Genomic DNA, 17239 nt, shown 5'->3' on the forward strand with positions numbered 1-17239 from the left:
TGCGTCCTTAGCTCAGCTGGTTAGAGCATCACCTTGACATGGTGGGGGTCGGTGGTTCGAATCCACTAGGACGCACCATAACAGTTTGAATATATTGCATATGTAAGTTTGATGTGGGTTTATAGCTCAGTTGGTTAGAGCACTACCTTGACATGGTAGGGGTCGTTGGTTCGAATCCAATTAAACCCACCACTTCCCTGCAGAACAGAAAGTCGCATTGCGCACCCTGCGTCCTTAGCTCAGCTGGTTAGAGCATCACCTTGACATGGTGGGGGTCGGTGGTTCGAATCCACTAGGACGCACCAGATTTGAAAAGCACGCTCATCGAGCGGGCTTTTTTCATTCTCTCCCCCAGCCTTCTTGCGCTTTTTTTGCTGCGCCAACAAAAAGCCCGCATCACCAATTGCATGACACGGGCTGAATCGACACCGCCAGACCATCAGGCCTGTACGGCAATATCGTACTTCTTTATCTTGCGATAGAGGGTGGCAATCCCGATCCCCAATGCCTGCGCCGCCAGCTTCTTGTTGCCCAGCCGCTGCAGAGTCTCCTCGATCATCTGTTTTTCCATGCTCTCCAGCCCGCTCTCTCCCGGGGCAGGATCCTGCAATTTCTCCGGCATCACCGCCATTGGGCCTTGCGCTGCCACCGGTTCACCCGGGATGGCGCTCAGGGGCACGATGGGGATGGTCTGGGTGACCACCGGATGGGGATCCTGATTGCGGATGATGTTGGGCGGCAGCAGGCTGCTGTCGATCACCTCACCCGCCTGGCTGACGTTGACCAGATATTCGATGAGGTTGCTCAGTTCGCGCACGTTGCCCGGCCAGCGATACCCCTTGAGCAGCGCCATCACCTCCGGCGTCAGGCCGGGGTAGACTGTACCGATCCGGCTGGTGTGTTGGTTGAGGAAATAGTGGGTCAGCAGCTCCACATCCCCTTCCCGCTCGCGCAACGGCGGCAGGTTGAGAGGTATGACGTTGATGCGATAGAAGAGATCCTCGCGAAACTTCCCTTCGGCGATGTACTGGTCGAGATGCTGATGGGTGGCAGCGATGATACGAATATCCACCGGCACCGGCCGGCTGGCGCCGATGGGGGTCACTTCCCGCAGCTCCAGCACCCGCAGCAGCTTGGCCTGCATGGTGAGCGGCATGTCGCCGATCTCGTCGAGGAACAGGGTGCCCTGATGGGCCGCCTGAATAAGCCCCTGCTTGCCACCGCTGGAGGCACCGGTGAAGGATCCCTTCACATAGCCAAACAGCTCGCTCTCCAGCAGCTGCTCGGGGATGGCGGCACAGTTGATGGCGATAAAGGGTTTGTCATGGCGCGGGCTCAGGCGATGAACCGCGCGGGCCACCACCTCCTTGCCGGTGCCACTCTCGCCACAAATGAGCACGCTCGACGGGCTCTGGGCAATGCGCTGCAGCAGCCGCTTGAGGTTGCGCATCGGCTTGCTCTCGCCGATCAGCAGGTCGATGCGCACATCGGGGTCAGGCTCGCGCACCTGCCCGGAGTGGGACTGGTGAAAAGCCATCAGAAAGAGCTGCTGCCCCTGCACATGGTGCAGCTGACCGATGATCAACTCCTGGCGATCCCCCAGGGTGAAAATGTGCTGGATATGACCGCTGATCTCCTGCCTGGCAAAGGTGAGCGGGCGGATCCCCACCTCACGCCCCTGCAGCTGCTCCGGCTGACAGCCCAGATGATGCAGCGCCGCTTCGTTGGCAAAGCGCACCTGATTTTTCTCGTCGAGCAGCAGGCAGCCCTGATCCATGTGGGTCATCAGATCGAGGAACACCTTGTTGACCCCGTCCGACAGGCCGCGCGAGTCGAGCAGCTTGGCCACAAAGATGGTGGAGATGTGGCGCACATAGTCACACACATCCTGCAGATTGTTGTTGAGACGGGCCTGCTGCTCGGCGCTGAAGGCGACCAGGCTGATCACCCCGATGCACCCCTCGTCCACCATGATGGGTACCCCGAGGAAGGCGCGCTCGCGACAGCTCTCCTTGCAGCTGCACCCCTCACAGACCGGATCATCACTGGTGTGGGTAACGATCTTTTCCCGCTGATTGTCGATGACATAGCGCAGCAGGCGGGAGTCCCCCTCCAGCTGGCGGCCAAAAAACTTGCCATAGGGGCCAGTGCCCGCCACCCGCACCATATCGGCATCGACGATCTCGACCTCAAGTTGCAGCACACTCGCCAGCATCTTGGCAAAACGCAAGATGGTGGGCTGGATCTGCATCAACAGACACTGGTTGCTCACGGATCTCATCCATCATTCCTTTTTGTTCTTGTTGTTCTCCCTCTAAAGGGAGCCATGCTGGCCAGATACTAAGGGATATCCGTCAGCACAACTTCGGGGGGGATCACGAAAAGGGAAAATGAATGACGGGGAAAATGAGCACAAAGATGAAGATAAAAACCAACAAAAACAGAAATATAGAAGATGCGAGCAAGATCAGGTCGGCAGGTGCAGCGCCAGCCAGACTGACAGCGGGATCACCACCACCGAGAGAGCATTGCCGCCGAGCACGATACTTGCCACCTTCTCCGGCTGGCAGTGGTACTGCTCGCAAAGCATGTAATTAAGCACCGCAGGCGGCAGGGAGACCGACAACATCAGGAGCGGGATCCACTCCCCCTTGAGAGGCAACAACCATATCGCGAGCAGCAACGACAAACCGCCCGCCAGCAGATAGAGCAAGTTGCATTTGAGCGCCAGCCCCAAATGATCCAGCTCCCCTTCCGTCAATCTAATTCCCAGCGCAAAAAGCATCAGTGGCACCGAGATCTGCCCGACCAGCGAGGCGGTGGTCACCACATACTCCGGCAGCGCGATATGCAGATTGGCCACCAGCAATCCGGCCAGCGCGGCCCATAGCACCGGACTGCGCAGCCAGAGCCAGCGGGAGGTGTTGGCCGAGAGGATAAACATGCCGACCGAGAAGTGCAGCAGGTTGGAGAGCACAAAGAGGATAACGATGGCCCCCAGCTGCTGCTCGCCAAAGGCCAGCACCATCAGGGGAATGCCGAGGTTGCCGGTATTGCGGAACATGGCGGGCAGAATGAGCGCCGCCCGTTCAATCCCCTTGAGCCTGAGTAGCGTGAGCAGCAGACCGGGCAGCAGGATCACCATCGCGCCGGCCGCGATGAGCGGCAGATGCTCCCCCAGCGCCAGCGGATACTTGACCAAGGCGGAGAAAACCAGCGCCGGGGTAAACAGCTCGATATTGGCACGATTGACATAACCGAGCGCAGCCTCTGGCCGCAATCGGCCATAAAGAGCGCCAAGCCCGACCACAGCAAACACAGGGATGACGATATTGAGCAGGGCGCCGAGCACAGGGAGATCCCGTTACAGTTCGCGGGCAGGCTTGCCCATCAACAGCTGCGGATCGAGGGTTACCTCTTTGCTGCCGTTACTGATCCAGAGCTGTCCTTCCGAGATGGTGCAGGTGAGCTGCATGGTGCGCTCCACCATCTCGGTAAGCGGCAGGGTCTGGCTCTCGGAGAGCTCGATGATGCTGAGGTTGTCGTGCAGGCCAAGCTTGCCCTGATTCTGCTTCCACCAGACGCTGGTGCCGCGACCGCCATAGAGATAGAGCACCACTTCGCGGGCGCGGTTGCAGGCCTTTTTCAGCCGCTTCTCGTCGGGCTGACCCAGCTCAATCCAGAGCTCGATCTCGTCCGAGTAGTTCTTGCGCCAGAGCTCGGGCTCGTCATCGGCGCTGAGCCCCTTGGTGAACTCAAGCCGCTCGGCGGCGTGCCAGGCAAAGGCCGCCAACCGGATCATCATCCGTTCGTCGGTTTCGGAGGGGTGGCGCGCCAGCGTGAGGGAGAAATCCTGATAGAGGTTGCGATCCATATCAGACAAGCTGATCTGGGCCTTGAATACGGTTGCCTTGAGAGCCATAAAAAACCTTGAATACCCTGTGACAAGTGGGGGTAGAAAATATGGCCGTCAGTGTAATCAAAATCAGTGGCAGGTTCGAACCTTTCTGCCCCCAGGCCTGGATTTAAGTGCCTTAAAAGACAGAAAAAACAAATGCCAGTCCGAAGACTGGCATTTGGCGGTATCAAGAAGCGACTCACTTCTCGGCGGACTGGACTCCGAACGCATTGAGCAGCGCACAGCAGGTGACTGCCACGGCTACGAATCCGCTCAGAAAGATAAAGGGCATGGCCCCGTATCCCAGCACAGTCCAGATGGTGTGTTCAAGAAGACTCATTGTGTGTCCTTCATCCAGTGAAAGGTGTGTTCCTTTTGGCGGATGTAGGCTCCGCTCTCGTGAGGCCATTTGACCTCAATGTGAGTATGAGTCCAATGCCACCAAAGTAATAAATGCAGGGAGCATTTGAGCTGGATCAACTTTTTCGGCCGAATATCCATCCAGATCAAGCGATTAGATGGCCATTATCGGGCCAGACCAGCCCTCACCCTGTGCGCCTTGTGACATAAAACGGCTGGCGGCGTGACCCAATGGCATAAAAAAACGCGCCCGATGGCGCGTTTTTGAATGTCCGGCTGACGATCAGTTGTCACACAGATCGTTGGGCATATCCTGACGCAAGCGGGTCCAGAGTTTGCCTGACTCGATACCGTACTGACGCACTGTCATAAAGACGGCTTCATGGTTTTTGGTCTCGGCCAGACCAAGCAGCGTCTTGTAGTAGGCATCTGCGGTCTCGCGGGCCTGCTTGTCGGAGAAGTAGTAGCTACCGACCCGGCTATACAACCCTTTAAAACCGTTCAGGATCAGCGCGTAGATCGGATTGCCGGAAGCAAACGCCAGCTGGTGATGCAGGCGATAATCGAATTCGGCATAGGCCTGTGGGTTGTTCTCGACCCCATCGGCACCACGCAGGATCTCGGCGGCCTGCTCCGGATTGTGACGGATCGCACCGCGAATAAAGATGGTGCAGATGTGGGTACGGGCAGAGAGCAACTGGGCTATCAGATCCGGCACCTTGTCCTGATCGAGACGAGCCAGCGTCTCCAGAATATTGAGACCCGAGGTTTCCCAGAAGTTGTTCACCTTGGTCGGTTTGCCATGCTGGATGGTCAGCCAGCCATCACGGGCCAGTCGCTGCAGCACTTCACGCAAGGTCGTCCGCGTCACCCCGATCAACTCGGACAACTCACGCTCGGCGGGCAGAATGGATCCGGGAGGAAAGCGATTGTTCCAGATGGACTCGATGATGTATTCCTCGGCAAACCCTGCAGGGCTCTGCGCTTTTATAACCATGAATTGACTCTGTTGTAATGCGTAAAAAGGCTGACGAATGATATCAAAGCGATGATGGCTGGCAAGCAGAAGGTCAGTCCTCTGCTCACATCGGGACAAATATTGTTGATAACTTGTATTCAATCACATCCCTTGTAGTGGGAAGCCGCTCAATGTGTGGTTATTAAACCACCATCAAGACCGCTTCCGGCCTGCTCTTATTTATAATCGGCCCGCTTTTTGATTAAAATCACGTGACATCAACTCATGAAAGGTCAACATCCGGACGTACTGGTCGCTCCATCATTGACTGCATGGATGCAAGATCCCAACAACAACCCAGAGACCCAACATCATGCCAATAAGCCTCGGGCAGGCATTTGCCAAGAACTTCCTCGGCAATGCCCCACACTGGTATAAAAGCGCCATTCTGCTGTTTCTGGTGATCAATCCGATCGCCTTCTATCTCGACCCCTTCAGCGCGGGCTGGTTACTGGTGGTGGAATTTATCTTCACCCTTGCCATGGCACTCAAGTGCTACCCCCTGCAACCCGGCGGTCTGCTGGCCATCGAGGCAGTGCTCATCGGCATGACCTCTGCCGAACAGGTCAAACACGAGCTGGTCGCCAACATCGAAGTGCTGCTGTTGCTGGTCTTTATGGTGGCCGGCATCTACTTCATGAAGCAGTTGTTGCTTTTCGTCTTTACCAAGCTGCTGATCGGGGTGCGCTCCAAGATCCTGCTCTCCCTCTCCTTCTGTCTGGTCTCCGCCTTCCTGTCGGCGTTTCTCGACGCCCTGACCGTGATTGCCGTGGTGATCAGCGTCGCCACCGGCTTCTACGCCATCTACCACAAGGTCTCCTCCGGCAAGGAGTTTGGCAATCCCCACGACCATACCCAGGATCAGGAGGTGCCCGAACTCAACCGTCAGGATCTCGACAACTTCCGCGCCTTTTTGCGCAGCCTGATGATGCATGCCGCCATCGGTACCGCCCTGGGTGGCGTCTGCACCCTGGTGGGCGAGCCGCAGAACCTCATCATCGGCGAGCAGGCTGGCTGGCACTTTGGCGAGTTTGCGGTGCGCATGGCACCGGTCACCCTCCCCGTATTCATCTGCGGTCTGCTGACCTGCGTGGTGGTCGAGCGGTTCCGCTGGTTTGGTTACGGCACCCTGCTGCCGGACAACGTGCGCGCCATCATGGAGGAGTACAACCGTTATGAAGAGGCGAAGCGCAGCCCGCAGGACAAGGCCAAGCTGATTGTCCAGGCGCTGATCGCCGTCTGGCTCATCATCGGCCTCGCCCTTCATCTGGCGGCAGTTGGCCTCATCGGTCTTTCGGTCATCGTGCTGGCCACCTCGCTCACCGGCATCACCGAAGAGCATGCACTGGGCAAGGCATTTGAAGAGGCACTGCCCTTCACCGCGCTGCTGGCGGTCTTCTTCAGCGTGGTGGCGGTGATCATCGATCAGCAGCTGTTCAAACCGGTGATCCAGTGGGTGCTCTCGGCCGAACCCGAGCAGCAGCTGGCCCTCTTCTATATGGCAAACGGTCTGCTCTCCATGGTCAGTGACAACGTCTTTGTCGGTACCGTCTATATCAACGAGGTGAAAACGGCCCTGCTCAACGGCGCCATCAGTCGCGAGCAGTTCGATCTGCTGGCCGTGGCCATCAACACCGGCACCAACCTGCCGTCAGTCGCCACCCCCAACGGTCAGGCCGCCTTCCTCTTCATGCTGACCTCGGCACTGGCGCCACTGCTGCGCCTCTCCTATGGCCGCATGGTGTGGATGGCGCTGCCCTACACCCTAGTGCTGGGACTGGTCGGCTTCTTTGCGGTCGAGTTGCTGCTCGGCCCCGCCACCCAGTGGTTCTATCAGCAGGGATGGCTGGTGCTGTCAGAGGGTGCAGCCGCCGTGGCGCCCGCACTCCACTGAACCCGTTGTGCCTAATCGAGAAGGGTCCCTGCGGACCCTTTTCTTTTGCTGTCCGCTCTGCTCTAATTCAGCCACTATTTTTTTCTGAGAGATCAATCAGATGATCGAGTTTCTGCGCCGTTTGGCAGCCAATCGACTGGCGTGGGGGCTGCTCGCTGCCTCCGCCCTGTTCCTTGAGCTGTGTGCCCTCTTCTTCCAGCATGTGCTCGGGCTTCACCCCTGCGTCATGTGTGTCTACGAACGGCTCGCCACCCTGGGGGTGCTCACGGCCGGTCTTGTTGGTCTCATCGCTCCGCAGAAGTGGTATCTGCGCTGGAGCGCCATGCTGCTGTGGGGATACAGCGCCTTCCGTGGCTTCCAGCTGGCCCTCAAGCACGTCGACTATCAGATGAACCCCTCCCCGTTCAACGTCTGCAGCCCGTTTGCCGACTTCCCGAGCTGGGCCCCCCTCGATCAGTGGATCCCCTGGCTCTTCTTCCCGGACGGCGATTGTGCCGAGATCAGCTGGCGTTTCTTCGACTTCTCCATGCCCCAGTGGCTGGTCGCCATCTTCGCAGCCTATCTGCTGGTTTTCGTGGTAGTAGCCATCGGCAATCTGGTGAAAGGACGCTGCTGCAACTGACGTTTGCATGGGCGTAGAAATCGTTAACAACAAAAAGGGGGAGCCATAATGGCTCCCCCTTTCTCATGCTTTCTGACCGCTGGTTACGCCTTGGCGGCGCCCATCTTGGCCTTGATCGCCCCGATGACCATTGGCAGCAGCGAGATGCCGATGATGCCGAAGATAAGCAGGGTAAAGTTCTGGCGCACTACCGGCAGGTTGCCAAAGAAGTGGCCCGCATAGACAAACGACAGCACCCACAGCAGACCACCAACCAGATTGAAGGCGAGGAAGCGCGGATAGGTCATGGCACCCATGCCAGCCACGAAGGGGGCGAAGGTACGCACGATGGGCAGGAAGCGGGTAATGATGATGGTCTTGCCACCATGTTTGGCATAGAAGGCGTGGGTCTTCTCCAGATAGTCGCGGCGGAAGATTTTTGAATCCGGGTTGCGGAACAGCTGTTCGCCAAAAAAGTGACCTATGGTGTAGTTGACCACGTTGCCCAGCACAGCCGCGATGATCAGCACGGCCGCCAGGGTATGGACATCCAGCACGCTGCCCACGGTGAGTGCACCGGCAGCAAACAGCAGGGAGTCACCCGGCAGGAAGGGGGTCACCACCAGTCCGGTCTCGCAGAAGATGATGAGAAACAGGATGGCGTAAACCCAGATGCCGTAGTTTTCAAACAGCTCTTTCAAATGCACGTCAACGTGCAGAATAAAGTCGATTGCAAAGAGGATCAGATCCATTTTTCCATACTCGTAAAGTGAACGGCGTGGAGTCTACGCCAATGCCAGTCGGCTCACAATCGCTGGGCCGGCCTCTTTTTAAGCCCGCAACCCCCTCAGCCAAATGAAACCGTTTTTCCTGCTGTACCGCCCGCACTGGCTTCTTCAGCAAACGGGAAAATGGTGACAGAGAGTGTGACTTACTGCTTTACCTCCAGCTCGTGGCGCACCTGCTGCGGCAGGCAACGCTCCCAACCCCACAGCAGAATTAGCAGCAGGGTCGCATCGTCGAGCCAGCCAAAAAGCGGGATCATGTCCGGCACCAGATCTACCGGACTGATGCCGTAAAGCAGGATAAGGATCACCAGCCCCTTGGCCCACCAGGGGGTACCGGGATGGCAAAAGCCCTGATAGAGGCGGCGTACTCGCCGCCAGAGCAATCCGCGTCTGGTGCTCATGACTCTATCAGCTCGCTGCGCAACCGCTGGATCTGATCCCGCAGTGCGGCCGCCTGCTCGAACTCCAGATCCCGCGCATGCTGGAACATCTGCTCCTCCATCCGTTTGATCTCTTTGGCAATCTCGCTGGCAGAGCGGGCATGGTACTCCCCTTGCGGTTCGGCGGCCTTGCGGCTCCCTTTGCCCGGTTTGCCGGTGGGACGGCTTCCCCCCATGTCCATCACATCCCCCACCGACTTGTTGAGCCCTTTGGGCACGATGCCGTGCTTGAGGTTGTGGGCATGCTGCAGGGCACGGCGCCGCTCGGTCTCTTCAATCGCCACCTGCATGGAGTTGGTAATGGTATCGCCGTAGAGGATGACCTTGCCGTTGAGGTTGCGCGCCGCCCGGCCTATGGTCTGGATCAGCGAACGGGTGGAGCGCAGGAAGCCCTCTTTATCCGCATCGAGAATCGCCACCAGCGACACTTCCGGCATGTCGAGACCTTCCCGCAACAGGTTGATCCCCACCAGCACGTCAAACTTGCCGAGACGCAAATCACGGATGATCTCCACCCGCTCCACAGTATCGATGTCGGAGTGGAGGTAGCGCACCTTGACCCCGTGCTCCGCCAGATATTCGGTCAGATCCTCAGCCATTCGCTTGGTCAGGGTGGTGACCAGCACCCGCTCCTCCACGGCAACCCGCTTGCGGATCTCGGAGAGCAGATCGTCCACCTGGGTGCTGACTGGCCGTACTTCCACCTCGGGATCGAGCAGGCCGGTGGGACGCACCACCTGCTGCACCACATCGCCACCGGATTTCTCCAGCTCGTAGGGGCCGGGGGTCGCCGAGACAAACACCGTCTGCGGCATCAGCGCCTCAAATTCATCGAACTTGAGCGGCCGGTTGTCGAGCGCCGAGGGAAGCCGGAAACCGTACTCCACCAGAGTCTCCTTGCGGGAGCGGTCCCCTTTGAACATGGCGCCGATCTGCGGCACGGTTACGTGGGATTCATCGATGATGAGCAGGCCATCCCCCGGCAGGTAGTCAAACAGGGTGGGCGGCGGCTCCCCCGGCGCGCGGCCGGAGAGGTAGCGACTGTAGTTCTCGATGCCGGAGCAGTAACCCAGCTCCTGCATCATCTCCATGTCGAACTGGGTACGCTGGCTGATGCGCTGCTCCTCCACCAGCTTGTTGAGTGACATCAGCTGTTCGCGACGCCCTCTGAGCTCCTCCTTGATGTGCTCGATGGCGCCGAGGATGGTCTCGCGCGGGGTGGCATAGTGGGTCTTGGGATAGATGGTGTAGCGCACCACCGTCTGCTCAATGGCGCCGGTCAGCGGGTCGAAGAGAGAGAGGCGCTCCACCTCTTCATCAAACAGCTCTACCCGCAGGGCAAGCTTGTCCGATTCGGCGGGGTAGATGTCGATCACCTCGCCGCGTACCCGGAAGGTGCCACGCTGGAAAGCCATGTCGTTGCGGGTGTACTGCAGCTCGGCGAGCCGGCGCAGGATATCCCGCTGGTTGATCACATCCCCCACTTTCAGATGCAGCATCATGCTGAGGTAGGCCTGCGGATCCCCCAGACCATAGATGGCCGACACCGAGGCGACGATCACCACGTCGCGCCGCTCCAGCAGCGCCTTGGTGGCCGACAATCGCATCTGCTCGATGTGATCGTTGATGGAGGCATCCTTCTCGATGAAGGTATCGGTGGTCGGCACATAGGCTTCGGGCTGGTAGTAGTCGTAATAGGAGACGAAATACTCCACCGCATTGTCGGGGAAGAACTCCTTCATCTCGCCGTAGAGCTGGGCGGCCAAGGTCTTGTTGGGGGCCAAAATCATGGTCGGGCGATTGAGGGTGGCGATGACGTTGGCCATGGTGAAGGTCTTGCCTGAACCGGTCACCCCGAGCAGGGTCTGGTGGGCCAGCCCTGACTCGATGCCATCGAGCAGCCTGGCTATTGCAGCGGGCTGATCCCCGGCGGGTTGAAACTGGCTGGCTAGTTTGAACAGTTTGCTCATGAAGACTCCCGACACAAAACAGCAAGTAGCGCAGTGTAACCGAGTGCTTCCCGGCGGTACACTCGCTTGCGGTGGCGCGAACGGCTTGACCCTCTCCGGCGCCTTCTGTATGATGCCCCTCCTTGCCTGATGTTCCCCCGTAGTTCAGTCGGTAGAACGGCGGACTGTTAATCCGTATGTCACTGGTTCAAGTCCAGTCGGGGGAGCCAATTCCTCACCATATCGGTGCAAGTTATCCACTTTAGTGCCCTCCCCAGCTTTTTTTAATGCACAAGATCCCGTTTGCGGATCCGTTTCCCGTTTCCTCCCGCGCTCCCCCTAGCAGAGTTTTCTTCTGCCATATCTAACTATTTGATTTTTATAGCAAGTTTTTTTATGCGGTATTTTTTGAACAGCACTTGCAGCCCAGTCGTGACGCGGCTTTCCGGCCGATGAACAAGATTCATAAACAGGGTTATCCACAGATTCTGTGGGTAACTGCCGCAATCCCTGTCGGGACGCGGGATAGCTGGCAACCCCGGCTTTTCAGGAGCGGTTTTGCAACGAAACCTGATTTTATGCTGTTTTTACGCATCTCTGGTCAGTGGCGCAAAAGGGGTCTTTTGAACCTTTCTCGAGATATCTTTTTGCCAGGCCAGTCAGGCTGGGCGAACAGGCAAATCATCCCCTGTTTCACCTCGTGCCCACCCTCTGATCCCGCTGGTTGAATCTTCTGAAACTGATCTCGATCAAGCGTTGTGGCAGCAGAATCTAAAGTTTTTACCTCTGCCATCCCCCAAGCGAGGCCACCAGCATTTTTCACTAATTGACACTGAGGGGCACAGCAATAAGCTCCCTCTTTTTCCCCCTTGCCCCCCTATCGCCTCGAAATAGTGCGAGATCCCTTTCGATTAATCGGCCCCTTGCGCTTCTTTATTGGGGATAGATCCGGCACAATATCGGCCCCACTTTTTTCCTCGGTTTTTCCGGGCATGACCATAGACTTTGTGACACTGCTACATCAAAGCGACTCCCTGCTGCTCTTCGTGGTGCTGGCTTTTGGCCTGCTGCTTGGCAAGGTACGGATTGGCAACTTTCAGATTGGCAACACCATAGGTGTGCTGTTTACCGCCCTGCTGTTTGGCCAGATGGGCTTCGAGTTCACCGCCACGACCGAGAATGTCGGCTTCATGCTCTTCATCTTCTGCGTGGGGATCGAAGCCGGGCCCCACTTCTTCAGCGTCTTCCTGCGCGATGGCATCCACTACATCACCCTGACCCTGGTGATCCTGCTGACCGCTCTCTTCCTGACGGTAGGGCTGGCCAAGTTCTTCAATCTGGGGCCCGGGATGGCGGCTGGCATTCTGGCGGGATCGCTCACCTCGACCCCTGCGCTGGTCGGTGCCCAGGATGCCCTGCGCAGTGGCCTGCTCAACCTGCCCCATCAGACCGATATGCAGGCGGTGCTCGACAACATGGGCATCGGCTACGCCCTGACCTATCTGGTGGGTCTGGTCGGCCTGATGCTGGTAGTGCGCTACCTGCCGTCGCTGGCACGGCTCGATCTCAACACCGAGGCGCAAAAAATTGCCCGTGAGCGGGGTCTCTCCGACAGCGACAGTCGCAAGACCTACCTGCCCATCATCCGCGCCTATCGGGTTGGCCCCGAGCTGGCAGCATGGATTGGCGGCCGCACCCTGCGTGAGACCGGCATCTATCCCCACACCGGCTGCTATGTGGAGCGGATCCGCCGCAACGGCATTCTCGCCAGTCCCGATGGCGATGCCGTCATTCAGGAAGGGGACGAGATCGCGCTGGTGGGCTATCCCGAAAGCCACGAGAAGCTGGACGTCAACTACCGCAACGGTAAAGAGGTGTTTGATCGCAACCTGCTCGACCTGCAGATCGTCACCGAAGAGATCGTGGTAAAGAACGATTCCGTGGTCGGCCGTCATCTGGTGGAACTCAACCTGACCGAGAAGGGGTGCTTCCTCAACCGGGTGGTGCGTTCCCAAATCGAGATGCCGTTCGATCGCAACATCATGCTGCAAAAAGGCGACGTGCTGCAGATAAGCGGCGAAAAACAGCGGGTCAAACTGCTGGCCAACAAGATCGGCTTTATCAGTATCCACAGCCAGACCACGGATCTGGTGGCGTTCACCACCTTCTTTGTGCTGGGGCTGCTGATCGGTTCCGTCTCGCTGGTGTTCGGCCAGATTGAATTTGGCCTCGGCAACGCGGTCGGTCTGCTGCTGGCAGGCATTCTGATGGGGTATCTGCGGGCCAACCACCCGACGGTCGGCTACGTGCCCCCGGGCGCCCTGCGACTGGCCAAGGATCTTGGTCTGGCGGTCTTTATGGTCAGCACTGGTCTCAAGGCGGGTGGTGGCATTCTGGACCACCTGAGCGAAGTGGGTGCCGTGGTGCTCTTCTCCGGTATGCTGGTCACCACCCTGCCGGTACTGGTCGGCTACCTGTTCGGGGTCTGGGTATTGAAGATGAACCCGGCACTGCTGCTCGGCGCCATCACAGGTGCCCGTACCTGCGCTCCCGCCATGGATGTGGTCAACGAGGCCGCCAACAGCTCCATTCCGGCGCTTGGCTACGCAGGTACCTATGCGGTGGCAAACGTGATGCTGACGCTGGCAGGCTCCTTTATCATCGGCTTCTGGTTCTAGCAGCCATCAAGTTACCGCTAACAAAGAAGGGAGCCTCAGGCTCCCTTCTTGCTATCTGCCTTTCTCCCAAGATGCGGAGCTGGCTCATTGGTGTGACCTCACCTGACACCAACCATCTGCTCTGCTCTGCTCTGCTCTGCTCTGCTCTGCTCTGCTCTGCTCTGCTCTGCAATGAGTGATGGCAGATCACGAAAACAAAAAAAGCGCCCTGAGGCGCTTTTTTCATATCAACCGGATGATCAGGCTTTGAACTTGCTGAACACCAGGGAGGCGTTGGTACCGCCAAAGCCGAAGCTGTTGGACATGACGGTGTTGAGCTCGGCCTCTTCGTACTCGCGCACGATGGGCAGACCTTCCGCTTTCTCGTCCAGAGTCTCGATGTTGATGCTGGGGGCGATAAAGCCGTGCTCCATCATCAGCAGGGAGTAAACAGCCTCGTGCACGCCGGCAGCGCCCAGCGCATGACCGGTCATCGCCTTGGTGGCGGAGATCTTGGGACCGTTGGCGCCAAACAGAGTCTGGATAGCTTCCAGCTCCTTGGTATCGCCAACCGGGGTGGAGGTACCGTGGGTGTTGATGTAATCAACCTTGCCGACACCCTGCATTGCCATCTTCATGCAACGCACCGCGCCTTCGCCACTCGGGGCAACCATGTCGTAGCCATCAGAAGTAGCACCGTAACCGGTCAGCTCGGCATAGATGTGAGCACCACGGGCCAGAGCGTGTTCCAGCTCCTCAACCACCAGGATGCCGCCGCCACCGGAGATAACGAAACCATCGCGGTTCGCATCATAGGTACGGGACGCTTTTTCCGGCGTGTCGTTGTACTTGGTAGAGAGTGCACCCATGGCGTCAAACTGGATGGTAGAGGACCAGTCCAGCTCCTCGCCGCCACCAGCGAAGACCACATCCTGTTTGCCAAGCTGGATCAGCTCCAGCGCGTGACCGATGCAGTGGGCAGAGGTGGCGCAGGCGGAGCTGATGGAGTAGTTGACCCCCTTGATCTGGTACGGAGTCGCCAGACAGGCAGAGGTGGTCGAAGACATGGTGCGCGGCACCATGTAAGGGCCCACACGCTTGACCCCTTTTTCACGGGCGATGTCCACAGACTCCGAGGTGTTCTTGCCGGAAGCACCACCTGAGCCGACCACCAGGCCGGTACGCTCGTTGGAGACCTGCTCTTGCGCCAGACCGGCATCTTCAATGGCCTGCTGCATGGAGAGGTAGGCGTAGGCCGCAGCGTCACCCATGAAACGCATGACTTTACGGTCGATCAGTTCAGACGGCTCGAGTTTGATATTACCCCAGACACGGCTGCGCAGGTTGTGCTGCTCGAACTGCTCGGAATAGGTGATGCCGGATTTACCTGCTTTCAGGGAGGCCAGCACTTCTTCCTTGTTGTTGCCGATACTGGAGATGACGCCGATACCGGTGATCACTGCTCTTCTCATTAATTCATCTCGTCTGGAAAAACTGGCGCCAAGTCTACCCGCTTTCGGCTGCCAAACTGGTCTGCTTTCACGTAGAATGCCCGCGTTTTTGTGACGCGAGCCGAGGAAAACGTGAGTCAAACATCCTTACATCATGCCCGATTGGACTGGAACGAGGCGGGAACTCCAGTCTCCAGTGAGTTCGGGGATGTGTACTTTTCCAATGATAACGGTCTAGCTGAAACGCGCTATGTCTTTTTGCAGCAAAACCGGCTGCCAGCGCGATTTTTGCACCACGATCGTGACACTTTCGTGATAGGTGAGACAGGTTTCGGCACAGGTCTTAACTTTCTGGCGACAATGGCAGCCTTTCTTGAACAGGCGCCCCAAACCGGCAACGGCTCTCGCCTTCACTTCATCAGTTTCGAAAAATACCCCCTAACCCAGAGCGATCTGCGCAAAGCGCTGGCCGCATGGCCCGAGCTCTCTTCCTTGAGCCAGGCGCTCATCGCGCAGTGGCCCATCCCGGTGTCCGGCTGTCATCGTCTTATCTTTGCCGGTGGCCGGATCCGGCTCGATCTCTGGTTGGGCGATATCAAGGATATGATGCCGCAACTGCCCCACCACGCTGAGGGGCTGGTGGATGCCTGGTATCTGGATGGCTTTTCCCCCGCCAAGAACCCCGAGATGTGGACGCAAGCGTTGTTCGACGGCCTGGCTCGCCTCGCCCGTCCTGCCGCCACCATCGCCACCTTCACCTGTGCCGGCTTCGTGCGCCGCGGCCTGATTGCTGCAGGCTTTGCCATGAAGAAGGTGAAAGGGCACGGCAGCAAGCGGGAGATGCTGGCGGGTGAGCGCACCGACAAGCAGCCGCAACAGACCATTGCCCCCTGGTATGCACGCCCGGCAGGTAGGGATGGCGAGGTACTGATCATTGGCGGCGGCATCGCCTCGGCCATGACGGCGCTCTCTCTGGTAGAGCGTGGCCGCAAGGTGACCCTGCTCTGTGAAGATGACGAGCCAGCCAACGGCGCCTCAGGCAACCGCCAGGGAGCCCTCTATCCACTGCTTAACGGCGAGCACGATGCGCTGTCGCGTTTCTATTCGCTCGCCTTTGGCTATGCCCGCCACCGCCTGCTGGCAATGGCCGAGCGCCATCCCGTCGCCTTTGCCCTGTGCGGGGTAACCCAGCTCGGTTATGACGACAAATCGGCCGCCAAGCTGGCGAAAATGAGTCAGGGCCCCTTCCCGCTCGAGCTGATGCAACCCCTCTCGACCGTGGAAGTAGCACAAGTCGTCGGCCTGCCCTGCGGCCACAGCGGCGTCAGCTACCCGCTGGGCGGCTGGCTCTGCCCGGCGGATCTCACCCGCGCAGCCATCAAGGAAGCACAAGCCAGCGGGTTGCTGGAGGTAGTGTTCAACACCGAGGTGGTCACCATTGCCGAACAGGTGGATGGCTGGCAGCTCGAGAGCCGTGACGGACGCCGCTGGCAAGCCCCCAATCTGGTGGTTGCCGCCGGACACAAGCTGCCTGAGCTCATCCCCTTTGCCGAGCTGCCGCTCTATCCGGTGCGCGGTCAGGTGAGCCATGTGCCGACCTCAGCCAGCCTGAGCCGGCTCAAGACCGTGCTCTGCTACGATGGCTACCTCACTCCAGCCCATAACGATCACCACTGCATCGGCGCCAGCTATGGCCGCAACCAGACCAATCTTGCGTTTCGCGCTGAAGAGCAGCGCGAGAACCAGGCGCGGCTGCAAGCCTGCCTGCCGGAGCAAAGCTGGCCCGGTGAGGTGGATGTCAGCGGCAATGAGGCTCGGGTAGGGGTGCGTTGTGCCAGCCGGGATCACCTGCCGGTGGTGGGGCCAGTCGCCAGATTGGCAAGCCTGGCGGCTCACTACGCCGGGCTGCACACCGATCAGCAAGGTGCTGCCCCCCTACCGTGCCACCCCGGCCTCTATGTGCTGGGGGCGATGGGCTCAAGAGGTCTCTGCTCGGCGCCGCTTTGTGGCGAGCTGCTTGCCAGCGAGATCTGCGGTGATCCGCTGCCGCTGGCAGCCGATCTGCTGGAAGCGCTCCACCCGGCCCGCTACTGGGTACGCAAGCTGCTCAAGGGCAAAGCGCTGGCATAATGCCAACGGCCCGAAACGACAAGGCCGCCCACAGGGACGGCCTTTCTCTATAT

General features: G+C 58.8%; 13 protein-coding genes and 4 tRNA genes. 8 read left to right on the plus strand and 9 right to left on the minus strand.

The genetic code is table 11. From position 1 onward, the window contains the following. The first annotated feature begins 1 nt into the window (after position 1). The 3 genes from AAHA39_RS19370 to AAHA39_RS19380 all read left to right on the plus strand — a co-directional run bounded on the left by AAHA39_RS19370 (position 2) and on the right by AAHA39_RS19380 (position 305). A tRNA-Val gene (locus tag AAHA39_RS19370) sits at positions 2-78 on the plus strand. A gap of 37 nt (positions 79-115) precedes the next feature. Next, a tRNA-Val gene (locus AAHA39_RS19375) sits at positions 116-192 on the plus strand. Positions 193-228: 36 nt separating this feature from the next. Next, a tRNA-Val gene (locus tag AAHA39_RS19380) sits at positions 229-305 on the plus strand. Between the two features lie 134 nt (positions 306-439). Here AAHA39_RS19380 and AAHA39_RS19385 read toward each other — a convergent pair. From AAHA39_RS19385 to fadR, 5 genes are all read right to left on the minus strand, one after another. Further along, positions 440-2281, minus strand: a complete 1842-nt coding sequence (locus AAHA39_RS19385) for a sigma 54-interacting transcriptional regulator (protein ID WP_033115827.1) — start codon at positions 2279-2281, stop codon at positions 440-442. Between the two features lie 186 nt (positions 2282-2467). Next, complete coding sequence (locus AAHA39_RS19390; RefSeq protein ID WP_071909968.1) at positions 2468-3352, minus strand: AEC family transporter; 885 nt, start codon at positions 3350-3352, stop codon at positions 2468-2470. Positions 3353-3364: 12 nt separating this feature from the next. Beyond that, entirely contained in the window at positions 3365-3922 is a 558-nt protein-coding gene (locus tag AAHA39_RS19395; RefSeq protein ID WP_042030612.1) for a YaeQ family protein, read from the minus strand. A 175-nt stretch (positions 3923-4097) separates the two neighbouring features. Beyond that, complete coding sequence (locus AAHA39_RS19400) at positions 4098-4238, minus strand: TIGR02808 family protein (protein WP_071909966.1); 141 nt, start codon at positions 4236-4238, stop codon at positions 4098-4100. Positions 4239-4541: 303 nt separating this feature from the next. Then, on the minus strand, positions 4542-5255 hold the full coding sequence (gene fadR, locus AAHA39_RS19405) for a fatty acid metabolism transcriptional regulator FadR (RefSeq protein WP_033115828.1): 714 nt from the start codon (positions 5253-5255) through the stop codon (positions 4542-4544). Between the two features lie 334 nt (positions 5256-5589). Here fadR and nhaB point away from each other — a divergent pair, with 334 nt between their 5' ends. Beyond that, on the plus strand, positions 5590-7170 hold the full coding sequence (nhaB, locus tag AAHA39_RS19410) for a sodium/proton antiporter NhaB (protein WP_041210759.1): 1581 nt from the start codon (positions 5590-5592) through the stop codon (positions 7168-7170). A gap of 100 nt (positions 7171-7270) precedes the next feature. After that, positions 7271-7792, plus strand: coding sequence for a disulfide bond formation protein DsbB (gene dsbB, locus AAHA39_RS19415; protein ID WP_033115823.1), 522 nt, complete (start codon positions 7271-7273; stop codon positions 7790-7792). A gap of 83 nt (positions 7793-7875) precedes the next feature. Here dsbB and AAHA39_RS19420 read toward each other — a convergent pair whose 3' ends face one another. The 3 genes from AAHA39_RS19420 to uvrB all read right to left on the minus strand — a co-directional run bounded on the left by AAHA39_RS19420 (position 7876) and on the right by uvrB (position 10969). After that, entirely contained in the window at positions 7876-8523 is a 648-nt protein-coding gene (locus AAHA39_RS19420) for a DedA family protein (protein ID WP_033115822.1), read from the minus strand. Positions 8524-8702: 179 nt separating this feature from the next. After that, positions 8703-8960: a YkvA family protein gene (locus AAHA39_RS19425; RefSeq protein WP_320656570.1), complete on the minus strand. Its 258-nt coding sequence runs from the start codon at positions 8958-8960 to the stop codon at positions 8703-8705. Beyond that, a complete protein-coding gene (gene uvrB, locus AAHA39_RS19430; protein WP_042030616.1) occupies positions 8957-10969 on the minus strand; it encodes an excinuclease ABC subunit UvrB in 2013 nt (670 codons plus the stop codon). The genes AAHA39_RS19425 and uvrB overlap by 4 nt, the downstream gene beginning before the upstream one ends. Before the next feature lie 133 nt (positions 10970-11102). On the opposite strand from uvrB, the gene AAHA39_RS19435 reads away from it, so the two are divergent. Both AAHA39_RS19435 and AAHA39_RS19440 read left to right on the plus strand, forming a co-directional pair. After that, a tRNA-Asn gene (locus AAHA39_RS19435) sits at positions 11103-11178 on the plus strand. 762 nt (positions 11179-11940) lie between these two features. Continuing rightward, positions 11941-13626: an aspartate:alanine antiporter gene (locus tag AAHA39_RS19440; protein ID WP_033115819.1), complete on the plus strand. Its 1686-nt coding sequence runs from the start codon at positions 11941-11943 to the stop codon at positions 13624-13626. Positions 13627-13865: 239 nt separating this feature from the next. Here the strand turns inward: AAHA39_RS19440 and fabB are convergent, their stop codons facing one another. Next, entirely contained in the window at positions 13866-15077 is a 1212-nt protein-coding gene (fabB, locus tag AAHA39_RS19445) for a beta-ketoacyl-ACP synthase I (protein WP_042030619.1), read from the minus strand. A 90-nt stretch (positions 15078-15167) separates the two neighbouring features. Between fabB and mnmC the strand changes: the two genes are divergently transcribed. After that, entirely contained in the window at positions 15168-17186 is a 2019-nt protein-coding gene (mnmC, locus tag AAHA39_RS19450; protein ID WP_320656569.1) for a bifunctional tRNA (5-methylaminomethyl-2-thiouridine)(34)-methyltransferase MnmD/FAD-dependent 5-carboxymethylaminomethyl-2-thiouridine(34) oxidoreductase MnmC, read from the plus strand. Positions 17187-17239: the final 53 nt, after the last annotated feature.

The organism is Aeromonas sp. SE22 (assembly GCF_038739755.1).
GTDB lineage: Bacteria > Pseudomonadota > Gammaproteobacteria > Enterobacterales > Aeromonadaceae > Aeromonas > Aeromonas jandaei.

Coding starts and splice junctions, on each gene's coding strand:
- nhaB (WP_041210759.1), top strand. CDS start 5,590: ATGCCAATAAGCCTCGGGCAGGCATTTGCCAAGAACTTCCTCGGCAAT.
- AAHA39_RS19425 (WP_320656570.1), bottom strand. CDS start 8,960: ATGAGCACCAGACGCGGATTGCTCTGGCGGCGAGTACGCCGCCTCTAT.
- AAHA39_RS19420 (WP_033115822.1), bottom strand. CDS start 8,523: ATGGATCTGATCCTCTTTGCAATCGACTTTATTCTGCACGTTGACGTG.
- AAHA39_RS19440 (WP_033115819.1), top strand. CDS start 11,941: ATGACCATAGACTTTGTGACACTGCTACATCAAAGCGACTCCCTGCTG.
- dsbB (WP_033115823.1), top strand. CDS start 7,271: ATGATCGAGTTTCTGCGCCGTTTGGCAGCCAATCGACTGGCGTGGGGG.
- AAHA39_RS19400 (WP_071909966.1), bottom strand. CDS start 4,238: ATGAGTCTTCTTGAACACACCATCTGGACTGTGCTGGGATACGGGGCC.
- fabB (WP_042030619.1), bottom strand. CDS start 15,077: ATGAGAAGAGCAGTGATCACCGGTATCGGCGTCATCTCCAGTATCGGC.
- AAHA39_RS19385 (WP_033115827.1), bottom strand. CDS start 2,281: ATGAGATCCGTGAGCAACCAGTGTCTGTTGATGCAGATCCAGCCCACC.
- AAHA39_RS19395 (WP_042030612.1), bottom strand. CDS start 3,922: ATGGCTCTCAAGGCAACCGTATTCAAGGCCCAGATCAGCTTGTCTGAT.
- uvrB (WP_042030616.1), bottom strand. CDS start 10,969: ATGAGCAAACTGTTCAAACTAGCCAGCCAGTTTCAACCCGCCGGGGAT.
- fadR (WP_033115828.1), bottom strand. CDS start 5,255: ATGGTTATAAAAGCGCAGAGCCCTGCAGGGTTTGCCGAGGAATACATC.